Genomic DNA, 11,767 nt, shown 5'->3' on the forward strand with positions numbered 1-11,767 from the left:
CTATTCTCTATATTCTATTTTCTATTTTTTCTTCTTCTTAAATCTAAAATCTACATTCTAAAATCAATTAAGCTTCCCACTCGCCTTTGGCAACAAATTGAGCTTTTCCGCCTATATTGATATCAAACTGATCATCTGTCAACTTTCCTTTGAAATAAATTTCAGATGGACGATTGATATAATCTCCCTGATGATTTGTCAATTCCAGTTCAGGTTTATGATATTTCAACAAAAAGGCTTGCAAACAAGTACTTGCACTTCCGGTCGCAGCATCTTCTACCAATTGATTGTGTTCAATGCATAACATTCGACTGAACAATTTAGAACCTTCTAAGTAATAAAAATACAGACCACGATGACTCGTTTTACAATGCTGTTTTAACCATTCATCTGTTTTATCTTTATTTAAAACCAAATTCTCTAAAGCTCTTTTACTACTTAATCCAACCATTACAAAAGCACTTCCTGTTGTTACTTCCTGAATTGGAAACTGATTTTCGAAATCACTTACTTGCAGATTACTGAAAAATGTAAAATCTATTTTAGAGAAAGTATCCCAAAATTTGGGTTGTGCTGCTTTTAACCAAATCTGATCTTCAGTTTTATTAATGACAATTGGTCCAATAGGAACTTCTAGTTTAATTTCGTTTGGCGAATTATCTAAGATCTTATTCATCAAAACCCATGAAGTCCCAATAATCGGATGCCCTGCAAACTGCATTTCCTGTGACGGAGTAAAAATTCTAATCTCCGCTTTATTCTTTTCTTTATCCAGTTTGGTCACAAATGTGCTTTCGGCAAAATTAATTTCCCTGGCAATCTGCTGCATTTCGTCTGAACTTAGATTTTCCGCATCCATAAAAACTGCCAACTGATTTCCAGCATATTTCTTATCTGCAAAAACGTCAACTATATAAAAAGGTAAACTCATTTCTTTCTTTTTTTTTTAGAAAATAGAACAAAGAAAATAGAGAAAAGACTTTCCAATCTTTATTATCCTGTCTATGTTCTAAACTCTATTTTCTATATTCTTATCGGTTAATTGACGAATTCGTTTTTGACTCTTCTGCTTTTATCGCGCCTAATTCTTTTTTCGCTTCTTCCACAACATCTGGATAATCAGTAAAATTGTTGATTACGTTATCTAAAATATAGGTCGCTTGATAGCTGTCTTTTAATCCGTAGAAATTCTTCGCCATTAAGACCAAACCTTTTGCTCCGTAATATTTATAAGCAGAATAGCTTTTGGCTAATTTTTGAACTGCAGTGTTAGAAGCTTCAAATTTTCCTTCTTTTGTTTTGAAATATGCATCGTAATACAACGCTTCAGCTGCTAATTCTCCTTTAGAAGTTGTTGCTAATTTGGCATAAGCTGCTTTAGCTTTATCTTCATTTCCAGTCTGGATTGCCGCTCTTGCCACAATAATTTGCGCATCTGCTTTTACACCTGCATCTGATTTCGGATTTTCTAAAACTTTATCTGCAGCGATAACCGAATTATCATAATCCTTTTTATCATAATAACACTTCATCAAATTGGCCTGAGCGAAGTTTTTATTCTGAGGATAATCCGCTTCACTTTCTAAACGAGTTAAAACCGGAATCGCTTTATCACAATCTTTAGCTTTCAAATAAATCTGAGCCAATCTGTTCAAGGCTTGTTCTGTAAATTCATTTCTAGGCTGATCCACTACAAACTGATAATTAGCAATAGATTTAGTTTCAGAACCTTCTGCGTAAGTCAGTTGTGCTAAATAAAAATTAGATTCTAAAGCATGCATTCCGTTAGGGAATTTAGCAATATAACCCGTAAAACCAGGAATAGCTTGTTTCGGATTGTTTTGACTGTATTGTTTAAAAGCAGCATCGTAAGTATCATTATCCAATTCTGCATCTGTAACGGCAACGAAATCCAATGTACGAACCCAGGTTGCATATTCATCTACTTTTCCAGAATCAACATAGATTAATCTTGCTGTTGCAACTGCTTCCAGAGCTTCTGGAGTTTTTGGGAATTCAGCCGCTACTTTTTTAAACTTTGTTAAAGCTTGCTCGTCACGATCTGAATTATAATAAATAAGACCTTGTTTTAAAATTGCTTTTGAAGTAAATGATCCGTTTTTGAATTCAGAAATCAATTGATCATAAGCTTTTATAGCTTGCTCGTTTTTCTTTTCAGCAACGTAAGTATTTCCTAACTCAAACAAAGCATCATCACGATAAGATGATTTTTTGTACATCTGAATAAAGTTGTTCAACTCATCTGCTTTCTTAGCATTATTAGACATAAATCCATAAGAAAGTGCTCTTTGAAACTGTGCATAATCGGCATCAACACCTTTTGCTGCAATTGCTTTTCCGTAAGCTTCATTTGCTGCGCTGTATTTTGAAGTCACAAAACGACAATCTCCCAAACGCAAGTAAGAATCGTTTAAACGAACTTTATCTGATGGTGAATTATCAATCTGAGCCTGAAAAGAATTAGCTGCTTGATCGTATTCTTTCAATTTAAAATACGTGTAACCAATATTGTAGTTGATATTTTTATATTCGTCAGTCGATTTAGCAGCAGCCATTCCAGCAAATTGTTTGTAGGTCAACAAAGCATTTTGCATGTCATCATTCAAATATTCTGTTTCTGCTTTCCAAAACGTTGCACGAGCTGTAAATTCAGGTGTTTTTTGTTCGCTGATTGCGCTTTTGAACATTTTACCAGCTTCTTGGTAATTTGATTCATTGTACAATTCTACACCACGGTAAAACAATACTTTTTGATAAGCTGCTTTATTTTCTGCTGTTCTGTTTTTTTCTAATAAAACCAATGCTTCTTTGTAGTTTTTAGAAGAAATATAAGAATCAACCAATAATTTTTCTACTTCTGAACGGCTTGAATTGTTTGGATATTTTTTTAAGAAATCTAATAAAATTCCAGGAACCGCTTGGTAAGCATTTCCAATATCATAACTCAATTTAGCGTAATTCAAAGATGCATCTTCTTGAATTTGCACATTGAAATCCATTTCTGAAGCATTTTTAAAAGCGTTTAATGCTTCTTGTTTTTTACCAATATTCAAATAACTTAAACCTAAATGGTAATAGGCATTTTGTGCTACGAAATCTTTTCCTTCAATAATTTTATTGAATTGAGAAATCGCTTTTTCGTAGTTTTTCTGCTCATAATAAGCATAACCCAACTGATAAAAATCGGTATTATTCCATTTTCCTTTTTTACCAGCATATTTTTCTAAATATGGAATCGCTTTTTCGTATTGCTTTAAATTGAAATAACTTTCCCCAATAATTTTATTCAGTTCTGATTTTTCAATTTCGTTCGATTTGTTCATCGCAACCTGACCTAAATCTATCGCTTTTTGAAAATTCCCAAGTTTGAAATTCATATCAGCCTGATAGTACGAAAGCTTTTCTTTGTATTTTTCTTCGCCCGAAACTTCGTCAAAATATTTAGTTGCTTCTTTATAATCGTCACCTTCATAAGCCATAAATCCTAAATAATATTTGGCTTGAGAACCATATTCTTTAGAATTCACCACTTTATTGAAATAGTTTGTCGCTTCTTTTTTCTTTTTTGCATTAAAATAGCTGTACCCTTTCATGAAATTGAACTTATCAGACTCTGATTTGCTCATATAACTTTCATCTACTTTGTCAAACCATTGCAAAGCTTTTGGATAATTTCCTTGTTCGAAAAAAAACTGTGCTGCTTCTATATAAGCCTGATTTTGTTTGGTACTTGTTGGGTAATCGCTAACGAATTTTTCTACCAAAGCGTCGGCATTTGCTTTGTTGGTTCTAATCGCACAATTGGCAATGTAATAAGCACAATCAGATTGAACTTCTTCGTTTGTTGCATTGTATTTTACCTTCTCAAAAATCAATTGAGCCGACGCATACTGTTTGTCGTTATATAAAGCCAGTGCTTTGTCAAAATCCTTTAATTCGTAAGTATAAATAGCCGATTTTTGTGCCGAAACTATCGTCGAAGTAAGGGAGATTTGTAATAAAAAGAACCAGGAAAGTTTACGCATTTTAATAATATTTTAATATTCAAATGTATCATTTTATACGCTTTATAACGAAACGTTTTGAGGTTTTATTATAAACAAATTAACAAACTGCTGTGATTTTAAAGTCTCACCAGCTTCAATTTATTGGTTCTCAAACTTTCTAAAACAAATAAATCAAAAACCATACAAGCCCTATAAGTTATTATTAGTCAGAAAATTTTACCCCACTTTTATCAAATGAACTTAAACAATATAGATTGTTTATTTTTTTTAAGCTTTTTAATAAGAAATGATTCAAATTTATTTTGAATACATACGTTATCTTATTACTTTTACCATTCAAACCAATTTTATTATGTCACAAACCGTACTGTCTCTTAAAGAAGTCACTATATATCAAGAAGGAAGAAAAATTATCTCTCACATTAATTTAGATGTTAACCATGGTGAATTTATCTACATCATCGGGAAAACAGGTTCTGGAAAAAGTAGTTTCTTAAAAACTTTATACGCTGATTTACCATTAGTTGAAGGAGAAGGACATATCGTTGAATTTGATTTGGCGACTTTAAAAGAAAACGACATTCCGTACTTAAGACGTAAAATTGGAATTGTATTTCAAGACTTTAAATTGCTTCCAGACCGTTCTATTAAAGACAATATGCTTTTTGTTTTGAGAGCTACAGGATGGACAGAAAAAGAATCCATGCTACACAAAATTGATGAAGTTTTGGATAAAGTTGGTATGAAAGACTTTGTAAACAAAATGCCTCACCAACTTTCTGGAGGAGAACAACAACGTGTTGCCATTGCAAGAGCATTGCTTAACGATCCGGAATTTATCTTGGCTGATGAACCAACCGGAAATCTTGATCCACAGACAAGTTCTGAGGTTTTAGAAGTATTAAAAGCAATCAACGCTGCTGGTAAAACGATTATCATGGCGACTCATGATTATGCTTTATTAATGAAATTCCCTTCTAAAACATTGAAATGTGAAGATGAAAGAATCTTCGAAGTTGTGCAAAGAAGCGTGTAATGCTTTCGATTTTAATTCCCGTTTACAATTATAACATTTTTACGCTTGTAGCAACTTTACATCAGCAAGTTTTAAAATGTAATATTCCTTTTGAAATTATCTGTTTAGACGATGCTTCTCAGGAATTTTTAATTGAAAATGAAAGAATTAACCAATTCGAAAACACCTCTTATTCTATTCTTGAAAAAAATATCGGACGAAGTGCCATTCGGAATTTATTAGCTAAAAAAGCCGTTTACGAAAATCTGCTTTTTTTGGATGCTGATGTAATGCCTGTAAACAAAAATTTTATTTCGAAATACATTTCAGAAATAAAAAACAAAGTTGTTTTTGGCGGGCTTTTATATGAAGATAAAAAACCTGACCACAAGCATCTTTTAAGATGGATTTACGGCAGAGAAAGAGAAGCTTTACCTTTATCTCAAAGAATCCAAAATCCTGCTGAAACGGCATTGGTTTCTAATCTATTGATCAAAAAAGAAATTGTGCTACATTTTCCTTTTGATGAAACATTGACAAAATATGGTTACGAAGATTTACTTTTTTTTTCTGTTTTAAAATCAAACCAAATCGAAATTACGCATCTTGAAAACCCTGTTTTTCATTTAAACTTAGAAACTTCTACCCTATTTTTAAACAAAACAAAAACAGCATTAGAAAACCTCGTTTTTTTAAATGCCAAAAATAAGATTTCAGTTAACGAAAGTAGAATTATTGCCTCATTTGAAGTTCTAAAAACAGTACGATTACTTTCTGTTTTTTCTTTTATTTTTAGGAGATTACAATCTAAAATTGAGCGAAATCTTCTTTCAAAACAGCCTTCGCTTTTTTTGTTTGACATCTATAAATTAGGTTATTTTGTCTTTTTAAAATCAAAATAAATGGCTTTTTTTTCTGTCATAATTCCGCTTTACAATAAAGAAAATTTTATCGGAAACACGATACAAAGTGTCTTGGATCAAACTTTTCAGGATTTCGAAATTATTGTGGTAAATGATGGATCTACAGATAAAAGTGAAGAAAAGTTATTGTCATTTAAAGATTCTAGAATTCGTTATTTCAGCAAAAAAAATGAAGGTGCTTCAACAGCAAGAAATTACGGAATTGAAAAAGCAAATTCTGATTTTATCACCTTTCTGGATGCTGACGATTATTGGTATCCAACGTTTTTAGAAACGATGTTTACTAACATTTCTAAAATTCCAGAACAAAAAGTTTTTTCGGCTGCAATTGAAATTGATACTTCCAAAAAAATTATTCCGTCACAATATTCTATTTTAAAATCAGGTAACGAATTTGAAATTGTAAATTATTTTCAAGCCAGTATGAAGGAAACTGTTCTTTGTACTTCTTGCGCGGTTTTCCATAAAACCGTTTTCGATAAAGCGGGAAATTATGACACTAAAATTAAAAGTGGTCAAGACACCGATTTATGGATTAGAATCGGACTTTTGTATCCTGTTGTTTTTTCTTGGAAAATATTAGCACGCTATGTTTACGATCCAAAAAGTCTTTCGAAAAACAGTAAATGGATCAAAGAAAAAATGGATTTTTCGAAATATGAAGAAGCTGAAAAAACAAATCCAGATTTAAAAAAGTTCTTGGATTTAAATCGTTTTTCATTGGCCATAAAAAGCAAACTAGCAGGAGAAAAAGCTCTTTTTACGAAATATGCTGAACCAATTGATTTAGAGAATTTAGGCCGTAAGAAAGCTTTTCTATTAACTCTTCCTGCATTTACACTACGTTTTTTAATTTCTCTTAAAACTTTTTTAGCCAATTTAGGAATTGGTTCATCGGTCTTTAAATAATCTGAATTTTTTGTATTCACGAATATAATCTTCTTCTTTAAATTCATCTGAAGATAAAACCAAACAAACACTTCCTGAAGAGAAATTTTTAAGTTCGCGCCAAATTCCAGAAACAATCAAAAGACCAACATTTGGTTTATTTAGTGTAACAGTCTTTGTACTTTTTCCATCTTTTAAAATCACATCAAAACTACCGCTTAAGGCAATCAAAAATTCTTGTTGTTCGATATGTGCATGACCACCTCTTTTGCTTCCGCTTGGGACATCGTACAAATAATATACTCTTTTGGAAACAAACGGAATCGTTTTTCCTTCAATTACCGAAAGATTTCCTCTTCGATCCTGAATTTTAGGGATTTCAATCAATTGAATATCTGAAATATTGGTCATTATTGATTTGTTAGAAGCTTTTTCCATTGTTCCGTACTATTTTTTAAAGACAAATGTTGTACACTTTCAGCGGCATTCTTTTTACAAAAATCATATAATTTATCCTCTTCTGCAAATCGATTCATCGCTTCTGCAAACGCTTTTGGATTATGATTTTCGACCAATAAGCCATTAAACTCATTTTGAATAATTTCTCTTGGTCCAGAATTGCAATCGACTGAAATTACAGGCGTTCCCAAAGCTAATGATTCTACAATAGATAACGGAAAACCTTCATAATTACTTGTCAAAATTGTAAATTTCGCTTCTCGAACCTCATCAAATGGATTTTGTTTGAAAGGAAGAATTTCTACAAAATCATTCAAATTTAAAGAAGCAATTTTCTGTTGAATAAATTCTAAATCGTTTCCTGTTCCCATCAAATGGAGACGGTAATCTTTATCGTATATTTTGGATTGCGAAAAAGCTTCTAACATTAAGGTAAAATTCTTTACTTTTTCATCGAATCTTCCAAAAAACAAAATCACCTTTTTGGTTTCAGAAAGCTCTTTTTTCAATTCTTCGTCAGCAATAAAAAAAGGATTGTAAATCGTAACTGTATTATTGAATTTGTAAAGCTGTTTTACTTTTTCTTCAATCACTTTTGAAACACAGATTAAGGCCTCAGCATTTTTATAAAGTATTTTTGACCAAAATTTTGAAGCAGGAAAATAGTTCTTAAAATTGTAACTGTGAACGATATAATAGGTTTTTAAATCGCGGTAAATGAATTTAGTAATTAATTCTCGCAGCAAGACATTTCTCGATCTGCTGTCGATTACAATTTCGATATTGTTTTCAGTCAAATAATTTCTCAATACTTTCCCTTTTTTAAATTTTCTAAAAAGAGAAAATGAATTCAAACTTTCCTTTTCCAAATTAAACAAAGTTCCTGTATACGAATAATCTACAGCATTGTTTACAATAATAGAATGAACCTCAAAACCAGATTCTTTTAACATAAAAGTCAATAAAGCTGCAAAACGTTCTGCTCCTCCTTTTCCTAAAGAATTTGAAACTATAGCAACTTTCTTTTTATTCATGTTTTTGACCGAAAAAGTAAATATATTTGTCAAATATACATATAAATGAAAGTTTTACTGGTAGGAGAATACAGTCATTTGCACAATTCTTTAAAAGCGGGTTTGCAGGCTTTAGGACATGAAGTTTTTATCATCGGTCGAAATGACGGTTTTAAAAATTTTCCTGTTGATTTCCCTATCTTAAAAAAATGGGATTCCGGTGTATTGAAAAAGATAAAAATTGCGGTTTTCAAAATCTCTGGATTTGATATCAGTTCTTACTTGACTTACCACCAGTTTTTAAAATTCGAAAAACAATGTTCTGGTTTCGATATTGTACAGTTAATCAACGAAAACAGTTTTCAATGCCAGCCTTATTTTGAAAAAAAAATCATTTCAAGACTTTTAAAAAACAATCAGAAATTATATCTATTAAGTTGTGGTTTTGATTATTTGAATGTGAAGTTTTGTTTTGAAAATCCGAATTTTAAATCTGTAATTCAGCTATATCTAAATCATAAAATTGACAAAAAATCTTTTGGAAATGTTCTGAAATTCCGCAAAAAATCATTTTACAAACTACATCAATTTATTTATAAAAAATGCCACGGTATTATTGCTTCCGATTTGGATTATCATCTTCCTTTACAAGCAAATCCTAAATATTTAGGAATGATTCCAAACCCAATCAATATTGATAAACTTCTGTTTGAACCTATTCCGATTACCGATAAAATAATCATTTTTCACGGAATTAATAATGATAATTATTTGAAAAAAGGCAATGATTATTTTGAAAAAGCTTTGGAAATAATTGAGAAAAAATACAATTCAAAAGTAGAAATCATTACGGTTCGAAGCGTTCCTTATGCTGAATATATTAATCTGTATAATCGTTCTCATATTTTGTTAGATCAAATTTACGGATACGACCAAGGTTACAATGCTCTGGAATCGATGGCAAAAGGAAAAGTAGTTTTTACAAATGCCGAAACGGAGTTTATGAACTATTATAATCTTTCAGAAAAAGTATGCATCAATGCCATTCCAGATGTTGATTATTTAGTAAATGAATTGTCTTTTTTAATTGAAAATCCAGAAGAAATTAAAGCAATTGGAAATCGTGCGAGAGCTTTTATAGAAAAGGAACACAACTACAAAAATATTGCACAGAAATACATAGAAAAATGGAATGAAAACTAAAACAAACTTTTTCTAAAATAGATGCCGAGAATCAACAAATAACTTAAATTTTGAAAGGCATAAGCCAAAACTACACCTTCAATTTGGAACATTTTCATGTAATATAAACTTGCCGAATACAATACAAACAACGAATATAATTCTGTTATTATAAAAGCCAAAGTCAACTTTTTAGCAAAAAACTGATAGCCTAAAATCAGCGCACAGACCTTGAAAATATCGCCTAAAAACTGCCAGAAAAACAAATTGGTTACAGGTAGAAATTCTTTTGTGAAAAGAAGTTCGACCACAAAAAATCTTGCGAAATAAAGCACAATTAAACCCAAAACAAATACAGGCAAAATAAATTTATAATACTGCCAGAAAATAGTTTTGGTTTCTTCATTTGTAGAGGCTTTCGAAAGTTTTGGCAAAAAATAAACGGTCAAAATGGTGCTGACAAACAAAAGATAATAAGACGAAATTCGGGTCATGGTTTCCCAATATCCCGCCTGCTCTATTCCTAAATTCTGAATAATTTCATTTCGAACTGCCAGAAATACAATCGGTCCGAGAACCGAAGAAACCAAAGCCATTAAAGAGTAAGAAGAAAGATTTTTTATGATTTGAAAATCAAATAATTTTAGTTTTATGATTTGAAAAAAATCAATCTCTTTTTGAACCAAATAAAAAGTTACAAAAAACAACAAAGCTGGAGCTATGACAATGGCCAATAAAGCTCCTATTGTCTGATATTGCAAAATCATCCAAACAGAAACCAGCAAACCGATTGTGTTTCCGATAATATTGATCCAGATTACTTTTTTAAATTTTCCTAAACCGTTTATTAAAGCGACGAAGAAAATAGAAACTGCATAACAAGGCAAAGCGAAAGCCAAAACTTTGAAAACCAGCAAATATTGAATATTATTTCCAAAAATTCTAGTGTTCCAATAATTCGCTGTAAAAAACAAAATAATACCTAAGAACACTGCCACAAAGAATAAACTCAAAAAAACAGTCGTAATTATTTTTTGAAGCTCCGATTTATTTCGTTCATTTTCAGCAGTATATTTTACGATTCCGTTTTGAAATCCTAATGTGGAAATATTTTCTAATGAAGTCAGGAAATTACGAAGATTTCCAACCAAAGCCATTCCGCTTGGACCAACGAAAACAGCTAGTATTTTGGACGTAATTAAACCAATTCCGATTTTTAAAAGTACGCCAAAACTGTTTAAAGAAGTAATCTTAAACAAACTGGTTTGAACTATTTTTTTATAGAAATTCAAATTAGTATTGATTTAAAATTTCAATAATAAAATCGACTTCAGAAGCTGTCAAAACAGGGCTTATCGGCAAACTTAAAACTTCATTATGAATTTTCTCTGTAATAGGAAATGATACATTATTCCAGTCCGAAAATGCCTTTTGTTTGTGTGGCGGAATTGGATAATGAATTATAGTCTGAATGTTATTTTGAGTTAAATATCCCTGTAATTCATTTCGATTTTGAGTTCGAATAACAAATAAATGAAAAACATGATTGTTTGAAAAATCCCAAAAAGGCAACTCTATTTTATCGTTTTTAATTTCGGTTAAATAACGTTTTGCAATTGTTCTTCTTTTTTCATTATCAGTCTCTAAATTCGGTAATTTCAGATTTAAAAAACCCGCTTGTAATTCGTCTAATCTAGAATTCACACCAATATATTCGTTCTGATATTTTTTCTGTGAACCATAATTTCGAAGCGAAAAAAGCACTTTTGCCAATTCTGCGTCGTTTGTTGTAATTGCTCCTCCATCGCCTAAACAACCCAAATTTTTGCCTGGATAAAAACTGTAAGCAACTGCTAATTTTAGATTTCCTTGAGTTTGGAATTTGGAATTTAAAATTTGGAATTTAAAATCCTCTGTTCCATGAGATTGTGCTGCATCTTCTACCACAATTAAATCGTTTTGAAGTGCTATTTCGCATATTTTATCCATTTCGCACAATTGTCCGTATAAATGAACCGCTAAAATGGCTTTTGTCTTTGAAGTGATTTTGGCTTCAATTAAATCCGGATTGAGATTATACGTTTCTAATCTCGGTTCGACTAAAATCGGAATCAAATCAGCTTGTAAAATGGCTAAAATACTGGCGATATAAGTATTGGCTGGAACAATAACTTCGTCACCTTTTTTAAGTTTTCCAAGTTCGATGTAACCTTTAAAAATCAAAACCAAAGCATCAAATCCATTTCCAACTCCAATGCA

At 31.2% G+C, this 11,767-nt stretch carries 10 protein-coding genes; 4 read left to right on the forward strand and 6 right to left on the reverse strand.

All coding sequences use genetic code 11. The features are described 5' to 3' along the window. Window positions 1–67: 67 nt before the first annotated feature. Window positions 68–931 carry a PhzF family phenazine biosynthesis protein gene (locus VGE71_RS16795; RefSeq protein WP_331139346.1) on the reverse strand — a complete coding sequence of 288 codons (864 nt, stop codon included), beginning with the start codon at window positions 929–931 and terminating at the stop codon, window positions 68–70. 100 nt (window positions 932–1,031) lie between these two features. Further along, entirely contained in the window at window positions 1,032–4,046 is a 3,015-nt protein-coding gene (locus VGE71_RS16800; protein WP_331139347.1) for a tetratricopeptide repeat protein, read from the reverse strand. A gap of 334 nt (window positions 4,047–4,380) precedes the next feature. On the opposite strand from VGE71_RS16800, the gene VGE71_RS16805 reads away from it, so the two are divergent. From VGE71_RS16805 to VGE71_RS16815, 3 genes are read left to right on the forward strand one after another with little or no spacing between them, the layout of a single operon-like run. Continuing rightward, window positions 4,381–5,064 carry a cell division ATP-binding protein FtsE gene (locus VGE71_RS16805; RefSeq protein ID WP_331139348.1) on the forward strand — a complete coding sequence of 228 codons (684 nt, stop codon included), beginning with the start codon at window positions 4,381–4,383 and terminating at the stop codon, window positions 5,062–5,064. Then, window positions 5,064–5,945, forward strand: coding sequence for a glycosyltransferase family 2 protein (locus VGE71_RS16810; RefSeq protein WP_331139349.1), 882 nt, complete (start codon window positions 5,064–5,066; stop codon window positions 5,943–5,945). Before VGE71_RS16805 ends, VGE71_RS16810 begins: the two co-directional genes overlap by 1 nt. Next, the gene (locus VGE71_RS16815; RefSeq protein WP_331139350.1) at window positions 5,946–6,875 is read left to right on the forward strand and encodes a glycosyltransferase family 2 protein; all 930 of its coding nucleotides are present in this window, start codon (window positions 5,946–5,948) and stop codon (window positions 6,873–6,875) included. Here VGE71_RS16815 and VGE71_RS16820 read toward each other — a convergent pair. Both VGE71_RS16820 and VGE71_RS16825 read right to left on the reverse strand, forming a co-directional pair. Beyond that, window positions 6,858–7,292, reverse strand: a complete 435-nt coding sequence (locus tag VGE71_RS16820) for an FdtA/QdtA family cupin domain-containing protein (RefSeq protein WP_331139351.1) — start codon at window positions 7,290–7,292, stop codon at window positions 6,858–6,860. The genes VGE71_RS16815 and VGE71_RS16820 overlap by 18 nt on opposite strands. Then, complete coding sequence (locus tag VGE71_RS16825; protein ID WP_331139352.1) at window positions 7,265–8,347, reverse strand: glycosyltransferase; 1,083 nt, start codon at window positions 8,345–8,347, stop codon at window positions 7,265–7,267. The genes VGE71_RS16820 and VGE71_RS16825 overlap by 28 nt, the downstream gene beginning before the upstream one ends. Before the next feature lie 45 nt (window positions 8,348–8,392). On the opposite strand from VGE71_RS16825, the gene VGE71_RS16830 reads away from it, so the two are divergent. Further along, window positions 8,393–9,529 carry a glycosyltransferase gene (locus tag VGE71_RS16830; protein WP_331139353.1) on the forward strand — a complete coding sequence of 379 codons (1,137 nt, stop codon included), beginning with the start codon at window positions 8,393–8,395 and terminating at the stop codon, window positions 9,527–9,529. Here VGE71_RS16830 and VGE71_RS16835 read toward each other — a convergent pair. Together VGE71_RS16835 and VGE71_RS16840 are read right to left on the reverse strand one after the other, a co-directional pair. After that, window positions 9,526–10,800, reverse strand: coding sequence for an O-antigen translocase (locus VGE71_RS16835; RefSeq protein WP_331139354.1), 1,275 nt, complete (start codon window positions 10,798–10,800; stop codon window positions 9,526–9,528). The two genes, VGE71_RS16830 and VGE71_RS16835, sit on opposite strands and share 4 nt — an antisense overlap. Before the next feature lies 1 nt (window position 10,801). Next, window positions 10,802–11,767: DegT/DnrJ/EryC1/StrS family aminotransferase (locus tag VGE71_RS16840; RefSeq protein ID WP_331139355.1), on the reverse strand; the 966-nt coding region annotated here is incomplete at its 5' end.

The organism is Flavobacterium sp. (assembly GCF_036405015.1).
In the GTDB taxonomy this organism is placed as follows: domain Bacteria; phylum Bacteroidota; class Bacteroidia; order Flavobacteriales; family Flavobacteriaceae; genus Flavobacterium.

What these genes read in the sequence shown, in the direction of transcription:
- VGE71_RS16795 (WP_331139346.1), bottom strand. Translation starts at nt 931, where the DNA reads ATGAGTTTACCTTTTTATATAGTTGACGTTTTTGCAGATAAGAAATAT.
- VGE71_RS16805 (WP_331139348.1), top strand. Translation starts at nt 4,381, where the DNA reads ATGTCACAAACCGTACTGTCTCTTAAAGAAGTCACTATATATCAAGAA.
- VGE71_RS16825 (WP_331139352.1), bottom strand. Translation starts at nt 8,347, where the DNA reads ATGAATAAAAAGAAAGTTGCTATAGTTTCAAATTCTTTAGGAAAAGGA.
- VGE71_RS16830 (WP_331139353.1), top strand. Translation starts at nt 8,393, where the DNA reads ATGAAAGTTTTACTGGTAGGAGAATACAGTCATTTGCACAATTCTTTA.
- VGE71_RS16815 (WP_331139350.1), top strand. Translation starts at nt 5,946, where the DNA reads ATGGCTTTTTTTTCTGTCATAATTCCGCTTTACAATAAAGAAAATTTT.
- VGE71_RS16810 (WP_331139349.1), top strand. Translation starts at nt 5,064, where the DNA reads ATGCTTTCGATTTTAATTCCCGTTTACAATTATAACATTTTTACGCTT.
- VGE71_RS16820 (WP_331139351.1), bottom strand. Translation starts at nt 7,292, where the DNA reads ATGGAAAAAGCTTCTAACAAATCAATAATGACCAATATTTCAGATATT.
- VGE71_RS16800 (WP_331139347.1), bottom strand. Translation starts at nt 4,046, where the DNA reads ATGCGTAAACTTTCCTGGTTCTTTTTATTACAAATCTCCCTTACTTCG.